At 67.7% G+C, this 14,954-nt stretch carries 15 protein-coding genes; 8 read left to right on the top strand and 7 right to left on the bottom strand.

Going from position 1 to position 14,954, the window contains the following annotated elements; genetic code table 11:
* Positions 1 to 22: 22 nt before the first annotated feature.
* Both A5681_RS21340 and A5681_RS21335 read right to left on the bottom strand, forming a co-directional pair.
* Positions 23 to 601 carry a cytochrome b gene (locus A5681_RS21340; RefSeq protein WP_067279901.1) on the bottom strand — a complete coding sequence of 193 codons (579 nt, stop codon included), beginning with the start codon at positions 599 to 601 and terminating at the stop codon, positions 23 to 25.
* Positions 598 to 1,620 carry a catalase family peroxidase gene (locus tag A5681_RS21335; protein WP_067280074.1) on the bottom strand — a complete coding sequence of 341 codons (1,023 nt, stop codon included), beginning with the start codon at positions 1,618 to 1,620 and terminating at the stop codon, positions 598 to 600. The genes A5681_RS21340 and A5681_RS21335 overlap by 4 nt, the downstream gene beginning before the upstream one ends.
* 440 nt (positions 1,621 to 2,060) lie before the next feature.
* Here A5681_RS21335 and A5681_RS21330 point away from each other — a divergent pair, with 440 nt between their 5' ends.
* Both A5681_RS21330 and A5681_RS21325 read left to right on the top strand, forming a co-directional pair.
* Positions 2,061 to 2,438 carry an STAS domain-containing protein gene (locus A5681_RS21330; RefSeq protein ID WP_067279899.1) on the top strand — a complete coding sequence of 126 codons (378 nt, stop codon included), beginning with the start codon at positions 2,061 to 2,063 and terminating at the stop codon, positions 2,436 to 2,438.
* A 56-nt stretch (positions 2,439 to 2,494) separates the two neighbouring features.
* Complete coding sequence (locus A5681_RS21325) at positions 2,495 to 2,938, top strand: ATP-binding protein (protein WP_082968477.1); 444 nt, start codon at positions 2,495 to 2,497, stop codon at positions 2,936 to 2,938.
* Here the strand turns inward: A5681_RS21325 and A5681_RS21320 are convergent, their stop codons facing one another.
* Together A5681_RS21320 and A5681_RS21315 are read right to left on the bottom strand one after the other, a co-directional pair.
* The gene (locus A5681_RS21320; protein WP_067279895.1) at positions 2,939 to 4,021 is read right to left on the bottom strand and encodes a phosphotransferase family protein; all 1,083 of its coding nucleotides are present in this window, start codon (positions 4,019 to 4,021) and stop codon (positions 2,939 to 2,941) included. It lies immediately after the preceding gene.
* On the bottom strand, positions 4,018 to 5,148 hold the full coding sequence (locus tag A5681_RS21315) for a DUF7064 domain-containing protein (protein ID WP_067279892.1): 1,131 nt from the start codon (positions 5,146 to 5,148) through the stop codon (positions 4,018 to 4,020). The genes A5681_RS21320 and A5681_RS21315 overlap by 4 nt, the downstream gene beginning before the upstream one ends.
* Positions 5,149 to 5,226: 78 nt before the next feature.
* On the opposite strand from A5681_RS21315, the gene A5681_RS21310 reads away from it, so the two are divergent.
* Together A5681_RS21310 and A5681_RS21305 are read left to right on the top strand one after the other, a co-directional pair.
* Complete coding sequence (locus tag A5681_RS21310) at positions 5,227 to 5,847, top strand: TetR/AcrR family transcriptional regulator (RefSeq protein WP_067279889.1); 621 nt, start codon at positions 5,227 to 5,229, stop codon at positions 5,845 to 5,847.
* 110 nt (positions 5,848 to 5,957) lie between these two features.
* On the top strand, positions 5,958 to 7,094 hold the full coding sequence (locus A5681_RS21305) for a phosphotransferase (protein ID WP_067279886.1): 1,137 nt from the start codon (positions 5,958 to 5,960) through the stop codon (positions 7,092 to 7,094).
* Positions 7,095 to 7,229: 135 nt separating this feature from the next.
* Here the strand turns inward: A5681_RS21305 and A5681_RS21300 are convergent, their stop codons facing one another.
* Positions 7,230 to 8,081, bottom strand: a complete 852-nt coding sequence (locus tag A5681_RS21300; RefSeq protein WP_197498675.1) for an NAD-dependent epimerase/dehydratase family protein — start codon at positions 8,079 to 8,081, stop codon at positions 7,230 to 7,232.
* Between the two features lie 111 nt (positions 8,082 to 8,192).
* Here A5681_RS21300 and A5681_RS21295 point away from each other — a divergent pair, with 111 nt between their 5' ends.
* The 4 genes from A5681_RS21295 to A5681_RS21280 all read left to right on the top strand — a co-directional run bounded on the left by A5681_RS21295 (position 8,193) and on the right by A5681_RS21280 (position 12,944).
* On the top strand, positions 8,193 to 9,038 hold the full coding sequence (locus A5681_RS21295) for a helix-turn-helix transcriptional regulator (RefSeq protein ID WP_067279881.1): 846 nt from the start codon (positions 8,193 to 8,195) through the stop codon (positions 9,036 to 9,038).
* Between the two features lie 347 nt (positions 9,039 to 9,385).
* Positions 9,386 to 11,146 (top strand): N-acyl-D-amino-acid deacylase family protein, encoded by a 1,761-nt coding sequence (locus tag A5681_RS21290; protein WP_067279878.1) that lies wholly within the window; start codon positions 9,386 to 9,388, stop codon positions 11,144 to 11,146.
* A 9-nt stretch (positions 11,147 to 11,155) separates the two neighbouring features.
* Entirely contained in the window at positions 11,156 to 12,514 is a 1,359-nt protein-coding gene (locus tag A5681_RS21285) for an aromatic ring-hydroxylating oxygenase subunit alpha (protein WP_067279876.1), read from the top strand.
* Between the two features lie 148 nt (positions 12,515 to 12,662).
* Positions 12,663 to 12,944 (top strand): hypothetical protein, encoded by a 282-nt coding sequence (locus A5681_RS21280; protein ID WP_156738084.1) that lies wholly within the window; start codon positions 12,663 to 12,665, stop codon positions 12,942 to 12,944.
* Between the two features lie 3 nt (positions 12,945 to 12,947).
* Here the strand turns inward: A5681_RS21280 and A5681_RS21275 are convergent, their stop codons facing one another.
* Together A5681_RS21275 and A5681_RS21270 are read right to left on the bottom strand one after the other, a co-directional pair.
* Positions 12,948 to 13,628, bottom strand: coding sequence for a response regulator transcription factor (locus A5681_RS21275; protein WP_197498674.1), 681 nt, complete (start codon positions 13,626 to 13,628; stop codon positions 12,948 to 12,950).
* Positions 13,610 to 14,827 (bottom strand): sensor histidine kinase, encoded by a 1,218-nt coding sequence (locus tag A5681_RS21270; protein ID WP_067280062.1) that lies wholly within the window; start codon positions 14,825 to 14,827, stop codon positions 13,610 to 13,612. Before A5681_RS21270 ends, A5681_RS21275 begins: the two co-directional genes overlap by 19 nt.
* Positions 14,828 to 14,954: the final 127 nt, after the last annotated feature.

Below are 14,954 nucleotides of genomic sequence, written 5' to 3'. Positions count from 1 at the left end.
CAAAGGCCCAGAAGGCAGGCCGTCACCGCTCGGCTTGGCCTGGTTGCGGGGCGGCTGGTCTGACGCGCCACAGCGCCATGCGATCAAGGAGCCGGTCGCGCAGAACGAGCGTGTGGAAGAGTACCGCGCACATGTGGGCGGTAAACGTCGCGAACAGCAGGAACGCGAACGCGCCATGGCACTCGCGGAGCACCGCGAAGACGTCGATGCTGTGCGGTGCGATCCCGGGCAGACGCAGCGGACCCACCAGGGTGACGGGAAACCGGGCCGCCGAGAGCATCGCCCACCCGGTCAGTGGCTGTACCAGCAGCAGCGCGTAGAGCAGGTATTCCGACCACGTCGCGATCCGACGCTCCGCGCCGCTCATCGTGGACAGGAACGGTGGGGGCCGGTGCCTGAGCCGATTCGCCAGCCGCACCACGGCGAAGATCAGGATCAGCACTCCCAGGGGCCGATGGATGGCCAGCAGCAGCGGGTAGTAGCTCAGGGCCGCGACCATCGTGACGCCGATCAGCAGTTGCGCGATGACCATCGGCGCCATCAGCCAGTGCAACAGGCGGGACGGCAGCGCGAACCGGGGCGCGGCGGCGCCGGCAGTCACCGCAGCACCCGGGACACGTCGACTTCGCTGGGTCGCTTGGGTTCCTCGGCGCGACGGGTGAACGAGCGGGCGTAGACGGCGGACCTTGCGGCGAGCAGCGGGTCGTCGGAGGCGGTGATGCCGTCGGGCAGGACCAGTGGGTCGAAGTTGATGTCGCGGGCGTTGCCCGGCGCCTCGGTCTGCACGCCCGTGACGGTGATCGTCCCGGCCTCGACGGTGCGGCGCGGTGACGGCCACGGCTTCGTGGCGTCGTGCGTCGGATCGCCCGGCTCGCCGATCGTGAGCACGAGCCGCCAACTCAGCGGTCGCTGGGCGAGCACGTGAATGAGGTCGTCGAACAGATAGTCCTTGGCGGCCTGTGCCGCCGGCACGGGCGCCGCCTCCTGGGGAACGGCGGCCCAGCGCACCGGGACGGTCGCTCCGGCGCCGTTGGTGAATCGAAACGCGTTCAGGCCGTAAAACGTGCTGTCGGCGAACCCCGCACTCGGTGGCGCAGCCTTGATGACCTTCATGGCCGCGACGGTCTCCGGATGGCGGTCGAGGAAGGCGGCCATCTTCGCGGGGTCCGGCTTACCCGTCTCCGGCACAGGCTTGGACGCGAGCAGCCGGTCGTAGAACCCCTGCGGAGTGCTGTCCGGGAAGACGGGGATGTTGATCATCGCGGTGCGCCATTGCTCACCGCCAGGCCCCTGGAAGAGCAGGCCGAACCCCCGGACCGTGGTCGGCATGTCCGGCTGATCCGGCAAACCGCCCGACAGGGAGAACCGGCCGATCACCGGCACGCTCCCGGGTCGGAAGACCCCGGCCCGGCAGACCGCCGCCCCCGCCCCGGTGCTGGTGAACGTTCCGGAGGCGCTGAGCCCCTTCGCGTGGTTCCGCCGGAAACCCTCGTGCAGTCCGTAGACGTGCTCGAAGCGGTCGGCGAACCGGGGCGGCGTCAGAGCGCCGGGGCGCAACCAGCCGCCGGCGTAGGCGAACCCACCGACGTCGACCGCGGCGATGCCGGCCACCGCTCCCATACCCAGCAATGCGCTCCGCCGGGTCAGGGCTTCGGCAAGGGACCGGGCGGGCTTGCCGTCGTCGGGCGGGTCGTCCTGCGGGCCTTCGTGATCACCGGACTCCACGGCCACCGCCCTTCTGCGTTTGTGCAGGCCACACGGCCATGCCATTCACGCACGCGCCGATCCGCTGCGCAACTTCTCCCGCGGCCGCCGCACACACTCACAGGACGGCGCGGGGGCGTTATTCGTTCACTCGTTTTGGGCGTGGTTCGCCAAGTGGCATACCATCTACTGAGAACTTGCGGCTGCATCTGTGGCTAGCAGCGCAGGTCGATGGAGTGTGTCTCCTCCGACGGGCAAGCGCTTTCCGTGGGGTTGAACAAGCAGCCCCCGGGCTTGGCAGTGGCTGTTATGAGAGCTAACGGGTCCCTCACGGGACCGAATGTGAGTGATAGACCATGGGCGAACTAACCGGTGATCCGATTGATCCGACCGCTTTCTCAGTGGGGAAACAGCAGGTAGAACAGGCGGTCGTGCTTACCGTCTCCGGCGAGGTGGACATGCTCAGCTCGCCGCATCTGGCCGAGGCGATCCAGACCGCGCTGGCGACGAAACCAGCCGCGCTGATCGTCGACCTGTCGAAGGTGGACTTCTTGGCGTCCGCCGGAATGACGGTCCTGGTGACGGCGCAGGCAGAGACCGAGCCGCCCACCCAATTCGCGGTCGTCGCCAACGGGTCGGCGACCAGCAGGCCGATCAAGTTGATGGGGATCGACAGCGTGCTCTCGCTCTACAGCTCGCTCGACGACGCGCTGAGCGGCATCGCTGGTGGGTGAACCTCGAGATGGGGGCACAACTGGAAACGATGGGGCGCTCTGATCAGTCGCATAACGTGTCACGCACCGACGACCGGTTCCGCTTCGTGCGGAATCGCCTCGCGGCCGACCCGCGCAGCGCGGCTCGGGCCCGAGCCGAGTTCGGTGCCTGGCTCGAGACGCATTTCACCCTGAGTTCCGACCGGTTCAGCGACGTTCTGCTGGCGGTGAACGAAGCCATCGCCAACGCCGCGGAATTCGCCTATTGCGAGGCCTCGCGCCGCGGAACGCTCGACGTGACCGCGGCCTATGACCGCCGGGCCGACACGCTGGCAGTGACCGTCGACGATCGCGGTCGATGGCGCCAGAAGGTCCCGGCTCCACACCAGCAACAGCTCCGGGGACGCGGCATCCCGCTGATGGAGGTCCTCGCGGACCAAGTGACCATCGACCGCACGCCCCGCGGAACGCGCGTCACGATGACGTGGACCGCCCTGACGGGACGACCCGACCCGCAATAACTACGGGGCGTGCGACAGCACCTCCTGAATGCGGTCCTCGCGCGGCAAGACCGGACCCTCGTCGAGGGGTTCGTCGATACCGAGCTCGGCGAGACCGGCTCTGGTCAGCAGCGAGGTGCCGTACGCGGCCAGGACTAACTTCTGATCGTCGCTGTGCCCATCCTCGACGAGCATCGCCCCGATGAGGCAGATGACGGCCATCTTGTATGCGTTGAAGGCGCGGTACCACCCGCGGTGCTGCAGGTTGATGCCGCTGGTCCGCTCGTAGTGGGCGAGCAGGGCGTCGATCGGGAGCGCGGCGGGATGGCTGGTGATTCCGACGGGTTGCGCCCACAGCATCTCGAGCCAGCCGATGTCGGTCAGGGGATCGCCGACCGTGGTCATCTCCCAGTCGAACACCGCGCTCACCTCCCCGTCGGTGAAGGCGAAGTTGCCCGGTTTGGCGTCGCCGTGCACCAGGGTGACCGTCGGGCATGGCGCCGGCTTTCTCTCCCGCAGCCCCCGATAGAGCCGTTCGAGGGCGGGCAGCGAACCGCGTTTGACGCGGTCCATCTCCGCGGCCCAGTGGTCGAGTTCGCGGTCGAGGTGGCCGGCGCCGTCATCGAGCTCATCAAGGCCGGTCGCGGCGAGGTCGACGGAATGGATCGCCGCGAGTTGCTCGACCAGGCTTTGACACATCCGCACCACCGTCGCGTCCGCGACCTCGGGCGCCTGCATCTCGTAGACGTCACCAGCGACCCGTTCCATCACCAGAAACGGCCGGCCCAACACCTCGCCGGTCTCTTCCAGCCACAGCGCCGGTGGCACCCGGACCGCGGTGTCCTGCAGGGCCCGCAGGATGCGGAATTGGCGCGGGAGGTCGTAGGGCTCCAGCAGCGCGGGCGGCCTGGGCCGCAGCCGCAGCACCACGTCTCGGTGCGCCTGCCGACCATCGCGCTCGGTGACCACGGTCAGCATCAGCATTTCCGCCGAATGCCCGAAACTCACCCGGTCGAGGCCCTCGACGCGGACGTCGTCGCAGTCGGGCAGTTGGGTGCGGAGCCACGCCGTTAGGCGGTCCTCGAAGGCGGCGCCCGCGGTCACTGCCGAGCCCCTTCGGCCGGCAGTCGCTCGACCGGGGTTTTGTCCTGGGTGAATGCCGACATGTCCATCGCCGTCCAGTTCGGGTAGCGGCGATAGCCTGCCCCGCCGAGCAGCAATTCGAAGATGCCCCAACCGGTGTGGCCGTCCCGTTCGAATCGCATCAGCTGGTCGAGCGCCATCGACTTGCCCTCCGTCTCCGTGAGCTGGTCGGGATTGCCGCTGTCCCAACGGAAATGGATGAAGTACGCGCCGTCGCCCAGATCCTCGTACTGGCAGTGCGCCATCGGCAGCCCGTAATAGGCGTTGACGTGTTGGTGCGGCGAGTCGGCGGTGACCCGATGGGCCGTGCCGTCCTCGTCGGTGAAGACCAGCACCGCGCGGGCGGGCCGCTTGCGCTCGCCGTCGAACTCGACGTCGTGTTCGATCTTGACGAACCGCTTGGAAAGTGTTCCGTCCGCATACGTGATGCCGCCGTCGACGTATTGCACTGCGCCATCCGCTGTTTCGATGACCCAGGCCTCGATCGCATGGTCGTCGAAGCCCGCGTCGAGCCAGAGCCAGAAGTCGATCTTGTCGGACACGCGCACGCCGAAGGTGCGATCGCGACCGCCGTGAAACCCGTCGACACTGATCCGCTCGCCGTCGATCGACACCCAACCGCTCCACCGGCCCGGTTCCTTCATGTGATACATGTCGGCGAGCACCCGGCCGTCGTCGCCGGTCACCTTCATGGGCAGCAACTCCCACATCGGCGCGCTGGGTTCGTAATAAAGCTCCCACTCGATTCCCGAGCCATTGGGTTCGACGTCTAGTCGCCACTTCTTCAGTGGCTCAACGCAAGTCCAGCGCATCGGCCCCGCACTCAGGTCGGCCCGGTCGCCGCCGGCGACCGGTCGCCCCGATAACAGATCCCAGTGCCGGCCGTCGGCAAGGCTCACCTTGACATAGCCCAATCCGCTGGCGGTGTTCGGATTGTTGCCGTAACCACTTGCCAACAACATGGCGCCGTCGGGCGACGCCGCGAAGAAATAGCAACGATCAGACCAGGTCGGGTCGTTGTCGTGCACAGCGTCGAACGTGGTCGGAAGCTGGTGCGTGAACGACTCGTCGGCGGCGGAGTACGCCATGGTTATCCTCTCGGGCGATCTGCTTGATTCGCAACGCAATTCGTAGTTCTGCGCGACGGATCCCGTAACATCTGCGCCATGGAACCCAGCCGCCGGTGGGGCGACGATCGCGCGATCCTCGATGACGAGGAGGCCCGCAGGCGCATTCTGGACGCCGCCGGCCGCTGCATCGTGCACCGCGGCAACACGCAGTTCCGGATGGGCGAGGTCGCCGACGAGGCGGGGGTGTCGCGGTCCACGGTGTACCGGTACTTCCCCGGACGCGACGACGTCCTACTGGGCCTGATCCTGAAGCGGGTCGACCACGCGCTCGGCGAGTTGGTGCGCTCGCTGGCCGCTCCGGACGACCCGGTGCGATCGGTGCCCGAGATGGTGTTGGCCCGCGTCGAATCGGTCGAAGGCGACCCGCTGAACGAGGCGCTGTTCGCCGCCGAGAGCACCGCCGTGGCGACGGCCCTCGAGAAGGGGTCGGAGCCCATCGTGGAGACGCTGTTGCGGCATTACCAACCGCTGCTGGATGCGTGGAAGGCCGCGGGCCGGCTGCACGCCGACCTCGATCCGCGGTCGGTGGTGCAGTGGCTGCACGCCACGACGCTGTTTCTGCTGGCGCCCTCGTGGCGGTACCGCACGGCGGCCGACAAACGCCAGTTCGTCGAGCAGTTCGTGGTGCGAGCCCTGGTACCACAGATCAGACAATAACTAACTATTGTCTGATGTCGGGACGTTCGAGTATTTTTGTCTGACCCCGTGCCGCGACGTCCCCACGGCTCGCGGCGCGGGTGACACGTCCGCACCGAGAAACGAAGTCGATGAACAACCCCCTGACGCAGGCGCTTTCGGTTGCCGGCCTGACCGCCCACCTCGGTCGCGGCATGGGCCGCGTGGCCGCCGACTCGGTGGTGGGTAGCCGCTTCGGGCTGCCCCGCCGGGTGCAGGACATCGACGCGGCGGTGCTGTCCAGGGTGATGGGGACCACCGTGCGATCGGTCCGTGTCCTGGGCAGCGACGCGGGGACGTCCGCGCGGGCACGGCTGGTGCTGACCGGGAAGGACGTGCCCGACTCGGTGTTCGTCAAACTCGCGGCGCAGACCGCGGCGACCCGGTTGATGGGTGAGCTGGGCCGACTCGGCCACACCGAGGTGCGTTTCTACCGTCAACTCGCCCCGCAGATCGTCGGCGCCCCGTACTCCTACGGGGCGGCGTTCGATTCCTGGACCGGGCGCTACCTCGTGGTGCTGGAAGACCTCCCCATCGAGTCGTGCGAGTTTCCCGACACCTTGCACCCCCTGTCGCCCGACCAGGCCAGCCTGATCGTCGAGCTGCTCGCGGACCTGCACGCCACCTTCTGGGACCGACTCCCCCGCGACGGACGCGGACCGCTGGGCTGGCTCTACACGCCGTCCGGCGACGTCACCTCCCTGCTGACCGGCTCACTGATGCACGCCTCGATCAAGCGTCTGGTCGAACGCACCGACATCCCCGTCGAAACCGGCGGATTCATCGCCGACAACTACCGTGCCGTCGCCGCGCTCATCGACACTCCCCCGCACACCGTCATGCACGGTGACGCCCACCCCGGGAACATGTACTTCCACGGCGGCAAGGCCGGACTGCTGGACTGGCAGGCGGTGCGACGGGGGCACCCCTCGCGGGAACTGGCCTACACGCTGGTCACCAGCCTCACCCCCGAGGATCGCCGGGCTACCCAGCGCGAGCTGCTCGACGACTACCGCCGTGCCCTCGCGGCCGCTGGCGGCCCCCAACTGGACCGCGACGACCTGTGGCGGCGGTTCCGCCAGGCGGCGCTGTACGCCTACGTGGCCCCCCTGATCACGGCCGGAATGGGCGGCATGCAAGTCGAAGACATCGCCATGGAAGGGCTGCGGCGGGGTGTCGCCGCTCTCGACGATCTGGAGACCGTCGCGGCGCTGCGGATGTCTCTGTAGCCATCTTCCTTGATTGCCTAATCGCCGAAACCAGCTGCGAGACAATACATTAGAGAATGCGTAGTGATTTGCCGGTAACCGGCATATTCGATTCCGCCGCTTTCCCCAGGGACATCACATTTCGCGGAAATTGGGTCAGAGCGCGCCAGCCTCCGCGGCGCTGGTAACTGTCGGATACAGGGGGCGGAAGCCAAGCTCACGGCGGATCCGGGCCGTGCTCACAGCGTGCTGCCATGGCGATGGGTCTGCGAAGGGTGAAGCCGTTTGGTCCGTGCTTTCCGCCTGCTCGGGTAGCCGAAGGCTGTGCAGTTCGTAGATCTCGTAGAGGGTCATGGGAGCGTCATCGGACAGGTTGTAGGTCCTACCGCCGACGCCTTCCGCGCGGAGGGCTCGCAGCAGAGCCTGGCCCACGTCGGCGTGGTGAGCGGTAGGCAGCCGTTGGTGCAACGGCCGGTCCGCGAGCATCGCGGCGGCGTCGGCGACGTGCGGGTCGCCGTCACCGTAGACGAACGGCAGCCGAACGATCCGCAGGTCCAAGCCGCGCTGACGGTGGAGCACACGAAGCCGATTCTCGACCTCGACCTTGGCGGCAGGATAGAGGTGCAGGTCGGTGCCCACCGGGTCATCCTCGGTCGCCGGCCGGCCATAGTCGCAGCCGTCATACACCTGATTGGTGCTGGTATAGACGAATCTAGCGATGCCCGCATCGAGCGCTGCTTTGGCCAGTCCGTCGGAGCCCGCGACGTCCGTCTCCGCCAGTTCCTCGGACGAGAACGTCCGAAAGGAGCTGGCGATGTGGACGATTGCGGTGACTCGATGAAGCGAGTCGCGGACGGATGCCTCGTCGCGCAGATCGGCGACGGCGATGTCGGCGCCCCGTGGGACCGCGCTGTCTTCACTGCGTACGAGCAGCCGGACGGGCTCGCCGGCAGCGAGCATCCGCCGGGCGAATCGACTACCTACTTTGCCGGTTGCGCCGGTGATCAACGTCGTCATGGCTACGACTTTGCGATCGATTGATCACCGGTGGCAGAGACCTGCTGAGCCTGGGATCGCCGATCCCTCGCTGAGCCGCAGGATCGAGGCCAGGATGGAGCGATGGACGCTGCGAACCTGGCCGACTTCCTGCGGCGCCGGCGGTCCGCACTGCAGCCCGAGGCGGTCGGCCTGCCGGCCGGTCGGCGTCGTCGTACCCCGGGCCTGCGACGTGAGGAGGTCGCCGCTCTCGCCGGCATGTCGTGCGACTACTACACGCGGTTGGAGCAGGCCCGCGGGCCGCGCCCGTCCCGCCAATTGCTCGCTGCACTGGCCCGCGCGCTGCGGTTGTCCGACGACGAGCGGGACCACCTGTTCCATCTGGTCGGGGAGGAGGCGCCGCGACTGGGCCGTAGCTCCGACCATGTACGACCCGGTGTGCTGCGGTTGCTGGACCGTCTCAGCGACCTGCCTGCGACCGTCGTCGACGACCTCGGGTTCATACTGGCGTGGACCCCCACCGCCGTCGCGTTGGTGGGCACTGACTTCAGCGCGTTGACCGACGCCGATCGCAACGTGAATTTGCTTTTCTTCTGCGGGGAGCCGTTCGGCCACAAACCATTTCGGGAAGCCGATCACGCGGCGACGGCCCGCGGCCACGTCGCCAACTTGCGGGCAGCCGTAGCAACCCATCCCGCCGACCCGCGCGGCGCGGAGCTGGTCCGCCGGCTGCAAGCTGGCAGCGCTGAATTCGCCCGACTGTGGGACGAGCACGAGGTGTCCGTACGCCGCTCACTGACCAAAGTGTTCGTCCACCAAGAAGTCGGCGAGATCGAGTTGGACTGCGAGATGTTCCATCTGCCCGAAGTCGGTCAGAAACTCATCGTCCACTCGGCTGAGCCGGGCAGCAGCGCCGCGCAGGCCCTCGAACTGCTTCGGGTACTCGGCACCCAACGCACTGCGGTATGACGCCTGTCTTTCCTGCGGTCGCCGATCGTCCCGGCGGCCGGGTGATCTTCGAGCAACTCGTCGCGGCTCGCACAGCTCGACGGCCGCTAGGCGACGAGCGGCCGTGTCCGACGGCGACGACGACTCACCGGGTGCGGCGCTCTCTGACGTGCATGACAACACCATCGCAAAGATGGAGCAGCCGCGACGCACCCCGATGGCCAGCATCTGGCCCTAAGGCTGACGACCATCGTCGAACATTCTCGCAAGACCCTGTTGCTATACCGACACACGAGTTACGCTACTTGCCGTAGCGTAATGCTGCGGGTCTGGTCGCGCCTTCGGCCCATGGCGGCAAGGAGAGTCTCATGTTCGACCTCAAGATTGTTGGTGGCACCGTCGTCGACGGCACCGGCGCGGAGCGCTATCGAGCCGACATCGGCATCAAGGACGGCAAGATCGTCGACGTCGTCCGACGTGGCGACGGAGACCCCGCGCTGGGCGGCGAGGCCGCCGAGACCATCGACGCGACAGGGCATGTGGTGGCGCCCGGCTTCGTCGACATCCACACCCACTACGACGGCCAGGTGAGCTGGGACGGCCTGCTCGAGCCGTCCAGCGGTCACGGCGTCACCACGATCGTGACCGGCAACTGCGGTGTGGGCTTCGCCCCGGTGCGTCCCGGCACCGAGCAGTGGTTGATCGAGCTGATGGAGGGCGTCGAGGACATTCCCGGCACCGCGCTCACCGAGGGCATCACCTGGGGCTGGGAAACCTATCCCGAATACCTCGACGCGATCGGCAAGCAGAAATTCTCCGTCGATGTGGGCAGCCAGGTCGCCCACGGTGCCATCCGCGCGTACGCGATGGGTGAGCGCGGGGCGCGCAACGAACCGGCGACACCCGAGGACATCGAGGCGATGGGCCGGCTGGTGCGGGAGGCGATCGAGGCGGGCGCGCTGGGATTCTCCACGTCGCGGACGATGGGGCACCGCGCCATGGACGGCGAACCCGTGCCCGGCACCTTCGCGGCCGAGGACGAGCTGTTCGGGCTCGGCCGGGCCATGGCCGCCGGCGGTCAGGCCGTTTTCGAGCTGGCGCCGCAAGGATCCGCCGGTGAGGACATCGTCGCGCCCAAGAAGGAACTGGACTGGATGCGCCGGCTGAGCGGTGAGATCGACCGGCCGGTGTCCTTCGCGCTGATTCAGGTGGACGCGGACCCCAACCTGTGGCGCGAGATGCTCGACCTCTCCGCGGACGCGCACGCCGAGGGTGCCCGCCTCTACCCACAGGTCGCGGCGCGCCCGTTCGGCATGATGATCGGGTTCCAGGGTCATCACGGCTTCAGCCACCGGCCGACCTACCGCCGGCTCGCGGCCGAGTGCAGCCGCGAGGAGCTCGCGCAGCGCCTGGCCGACCCGGCGGTGAAGGCGGCCATCCTGGCCGACGAGGACCTGCCCGCCGACCCCACGCTGTTGTTCGACGGGATGTTCGCCCTGGTGCAACATTCGCTCAAGCGGCTGTACGCGCTGGGCGATCCGCCCGATTACGAGCCGACCCCGGACCGCACGGTCGCCGCCATCGCCGAAGCCCGCGGCGAGGACCCGCTGTCCACGCTCTACGACCTCATGCTCGAGCGGGACGCGACCGCCATGCTGATGCTGCCGCTGTTCAACTACGCCGACGGCAACTGCGACGCGATCCGGGAGATGCTGCTGCACCCGGCCGGCGTACTCGGGCTTTCCGACGGTGGAGCCCATTGCGGAATGATCTGTGACGCTTCGTATCCCACGTTCCTGCTGACGCATTGGGCGCGGGACCGGCGCCGGGGTGAAAAGCTGTCGCTGGAGTACGTCATCCGCAAGCAGGCGCGCGACACCGCCCACCTGTTCGGCCTCACCGACCGGGGCACCATCGAGAAGGGCAAGAAGGCCGACATCAACGTCATCGACCTCGACGCCCTGACACTGCACCCGGCGGCCATGGCCTTCGACCTGCCCGCCGGCGGCAACCGGATCCTGCAGGGGGCCAGCGGTTACGCCGCCACGATCGTCAGCGGGACCGTAACCCGGCGCAACGATGTCGACACCGGGGCGCGACCCGGCCGCTTGGTGCGGGGAGCGCGTTAGGCGGCGCCCATGAACGCCCCCGCCCGCAACCCGACCCGCACCCGCTCGCATGTCCAAGAGGACGCGATCGGCACTCCCCCGGACAGCCCCACCCTGGTGCCCGCCCAGCGGTATTACTCGCCGGAGTTCGCCGCCCTCGAAGTCGAACGAATGTGGCCGAAGGTCTGGCAGCTCGCGTGCATGGTGGACCACGTCGCCGAGCCCGGCGACTACTTCGAGTATCGGTGCGGGCCCTACGGGGTGTTGATCGTTCGCGACGGCGACGGCGTGCTCCGGGCCTTCCAAAACGCGTGCCGCCACCGCGGCAATTCGGTGTGTGTGGGCTCCGGCTCCGGGCTGCGCGAGCTCAAGTGCGGCTATCACGGGTGGACCTGGGACCTGGCCGGCACGCTCAAGCGCGTGCCCAACCGCAAGGGCTTCGGGTCGCTGAAAATGTCCGACTTCCCGTTGGTGCCGGTCTCGGTGGACACCTGGGAGGGACTGGTCTTCGTCAATCTCGACCTCGATGCGGTGCCGCTGTCCGAGTATCTGGAGGCGGTACCGGGCGACATCGCGTGGTGCCGGCTGAGCGACTTTCGTTGCTACGCCACGCTGACCATCGAGGTCGAGGCCAACTGGAAGACGATCGCCGACGGGTACAGCGAGACCTACCACATTCAGACGCTGCACCCCGAGTTGCTGCGTTGCGTCGACGACATTCATGCACCCCAACGGATTTGGGGCCACACCGGCAAATCCGACCAACCCTACGGCGTGCCAAGCCCCCGTTTCGGGGGAGCGTTGAGCGACGAAGAAGTCTGGGACGCTTACGTTTTCACCCAAGGCGCGCTGATGGGCGCCGCCGAGGGCACGCCCTTTCCCGCCGAGGAACGCCGGCCCGGGCAAACGGTCCAGGACCTCATCGCCGAGCACACCAGGGCGTTTGCCGCCGGTCGTGGGGTGAACCTGGATTGGGCGGACACGGACCGGATCACCCGGCTGCACCAGTACAACGTCTTCCCGAACCTGACGCTGCTGGCCAACGCCGACCACCTCACCGTCATGTGCTCGAGGCCCGGTCCCGACCCCGATCATGGCGAGCTGGTCATGTTCCTGATGACCCGAATGCCGCCCGGCTCTCCCCGCGCCAAGCCGACCGACGTTCGCATGGCCGCCGGCGAGGCTGAGCCCGGCGTGGTGCTCACCCAGGACATCCAGGTGCTCGCGGGCCTGCAGCGCGGCCTGCACCAACCCGGCTTCACCCACCTGGTGCTGTCCGGCGAGGAGCGGCGCGTGATCAACATGCACCGCAACTTGGAACGCTATCTGGACTTATCCCAATCCGAGCGAATGAGCGGCGGCCTCGCGGACCAACCGAGCTCAACATAGTTCGTGTAGACACGCCGTAATCGGTCCGATGCGATTTAGAATCCCTTTCGTGATGACCCGGTCAAACCCGTGGGGGGACGACAGAGGGCAACTCGCGCATCAGCTGCAGATGCGATATGAACCACTCGCGCGAAGACGCGCGCGGCGAATGTGCCAGAACTTCGAACGCGTCGGTGTCCGAACGGCGCCCGACCGTGTCCGGCAGATGCTCGCGGGCGCGCCCCTGGCGGCTCACGAGGTGATGGACGTCAATTTCGCGCTCATCGCTCTGCAGTTCGACCGTGAAACCCGAGCCGCGCGGTACAAGCGGCTGAAGCGACAAGGCACCCGCTCGCTGATCTTCGCCGGGCTGGTCCTGGTGGTGTTGAACTTCCTCGTGTGCATGGCCTACGTCATGCTGAACCTGGCGGAGCAGGGCGCGCCGTTGTAGCGCTCAGCGTGGAACGACGATGCCATTGTCATAGGCGAATACGATCGCCGCCGCACGATCCCGCAGATCGAGTTTTCCGAAGATCCGGCCGATATGGCTCTTGACCGTGACGCCGGAGATACAGAGCTCGTCGGCGATCTCGGCGTTGGAAAGGCCCTTGCCGATCAGTGTCAGCACGTCGAGCTCGCGAGTCGTCAACTCGGCGATCGTGGTGCCCCGCGGGCCGGGTGCGGCTTTGCGGTAGGTGGTGAGCACGCGCGCGGTGACCGCGGGATCCAGGTAGCTGTCGCCCCTGGCGACCGCGCGCACGGCGCGGATCAGTTCCTCGGCGGACGAGTCCTTGAGCACGAACCCGGCCGCGCCGGCGCGCAACGCCTCGGACAGCAACTCGTCCTCGTTGAACGTGGTCAGCGCCAGGACCGGCGGTGTGCCCCCGAGCCGGCGGGTCGCCTCGATGCCGTCGACTCGGCGCATGCGCAGATCCATCACGATCACGTCGGGTCGGTGTGCGGCAACCGCCGCCGGCACCTCGTCACCGTCGGCGCATTCCGCGGCGACGAGGAACCCGTCCTTGCGGCGCAAGATCCGGCGCAGCCCCGAGCGCACCAGGTCCTGGTCGTCGACCAGCAGGACGGTGATCTCAGGAACCTCGTTGACGTTCGGGATCACGCCTTGCACCACCACGGGCGCCAGCCGGCGTCCCCCTCGTGCAGTGGTATGTCGGCCCGCACCGACCATCCATCCTGGGTCGGTCCGGCGTCGATGGCCCCGCCCAGTAGCTCGACGCGCTGACGCATGCCGCGCAAGCCGCGACCCTCGGCGGACTGCGGGGCCGCGATCGCCACCGGTAACCGGTTGTCGATCGTGATCCTCGCCGATGCCGACGAGACCGCAAGCGTCAGAGTCGATTTCGAGTCGGGCGCGTGTTTGGCGATGTTCGCCAGCGATTCTTGCGCGATGCGGTACAGCGCCAGACCGACCGCCGCCGAGACCCGTTCGGTGGCTCCGTCGATGCTCAGCGTCACGTCCAGGCCGGCCCGCTGGAAGTCCGCGACCAGAACGCCCACGTCGTCCATCCCGGGTTCGGGCGTCGTTAGGGCCGCCTTGGTCGGCGAGTTGTCCAGCAGTCCGACCGTGCGGCGGATGTCGGCCATCGCCTGCCGGCCCAAACGCTCGGCCTGTTCGAGCGCCTCGACCGCGTCGTCGACGTCGCGATCTTGCTGCAGTCCCCGGCGCGCACCGGTCACATGCAGCAGGGTGATGCTCAGCGAGTGGGCGATCACGTCGTGCACCTCGCGGGCGATGCGACGCCGCTCATCGGCGGCGGCGTGCTCGGCCAACAGCTTCTGCGCTTCAATCTGTTCGGCCAGCAGCAGCCGTTGAGTCCGCATGATGTAGCCCAGCAGCCAGCCCGCGCCGACGAAACCCAGGTACAGCACCACCGCGTCCAGGCGGTGCAGCACGGACGCGGCGAGCAGCATGGCCGCCGCCGAGGCGGCGGCCAACAGGCCACCCGTGACGGAGCTCAGCGTCGTGACCGACAGCACCATCATCACCAGCAGCGCCGGAGCGAAATCGGCGTGGATGGGCGTCGCGGTTCCGAACAGAAGCATGGCCGTGGCCGTCGACCAGGTCGCCCACATCAGCAGCGGACTCAGCTTCATGTTGCGGAAGAAGAACAACAACGTGGGTGAGATCGACAACGCGAACGCGGCCACCGCGACGGGCAGGTCTGCGGTGGGCCGCTGCAGAATTGCGATGACCCCGCCTGCCACCTCGGTGGCGTCGACGGCTACGAACGACGCCCAGGTGATGCCGACGGGGATCAGCTCACTTCGTCGGCGAAACTGTTCGCGCAGGTATCCCGTTGCGGCACGCAACATCGTCCAATCGTAGAAGGGCGCGCCACCTGCGCACATCATGCCGTGGACGGCAATCGCCTCCGCCCGTGGTAGGAGGCGAAGACTGCACTTCGGCACGACGCGCAACGCCGGGCCGTTTCCTAGCGTT

Origin of the sequence: Mycobacterium scrofulaceum (assembly GCF_001667885.1) — a bacterium.
Taxonomy (GTDB): Bacteria; Actinomycetota; Actinomycetes; order Mycobacteriales; family Mycobacteriaceae; genus Mycobacterium; species Mycobacterium scrofulaceum_C.
This window is presented reverse-complemented; position numbering and strand designations above follow the sequence as displayed.

Excerpts from the sequence above, each read along its gene's own strand:
- A5681_RS21280 (WP_156738084.1), top strand. The coding sequence starts at position 12,663 with ATGTGCCAGAACTTCGAACGCGTCGGTGTCCGAACGGCGCCCGACCGT.
- A5681_RS21335 (WP_067280074.1), bottom strand. The coding sequence starts at position 1,620 with ATGGGAGCGGTGGCCGGCATCGCCGCGGTCGACGTCGGTGGGTTCGCC.
- A5681_RS21285 (WP_067279876.1), top strand. The coding sequence starts at position 11,156 with ATGAACGCCCCCGCCCGCAACCCGACCCGCACCCGCTCGCATGTCCAA.
- A5681_RS21290 (WP_067279878.1), top strand. The coding sequence starts at position 9,386 with ATGTTCGACCTCAAGATTGTTGGTGGCACCGTCGTCGACGGCACCGGC.
- A5681_RS21310 (WP_067279889.1), top strand. The coding sequence starts at position 5,227 with ATGGAACCCAGCCGCCGGTGGGGCGACGATCGCGCGATCCTCGATGAC.
- A5681_RS21330 (WP_067279899.1), top strand. The coding sequence starts at position 2,061 with ATGGGCGAACTAACCGGTGATCCGATTGATCCGACCGCTTTCTCAGTG.
- A5681_RS21315 (WP_067279892.1), bottom strand. The coding sequence starts at position 5,148 with ATGGCGTACTCCGCCGCCGACGAGTCGTTCACGCACCAGCTTCCGACC.
- A5681_RS21270 (WP_067280062.1), bottom strand. The coding sequence starts at position 14,827 with ATGTTGCGTGCCGCAACGGGATACCTGCGCGAACAGTTTCGCCGACGA.
- A5681_RS21305 (WP_067279886.1), top strand. The coding sequence starts at position 5,958 with ATGAACAACCCCCTGACGCAGGCGCTTTCGGTTGCCGGCCTGACCGCC.
- A5681_RS21295 (WP_067279881.1), top strand. The coding sequence starts at position 8,193 with ATGGACGCTGCGAACCTGGCCGACTTCCTGCGGCGCCGGCGGTCCGCA.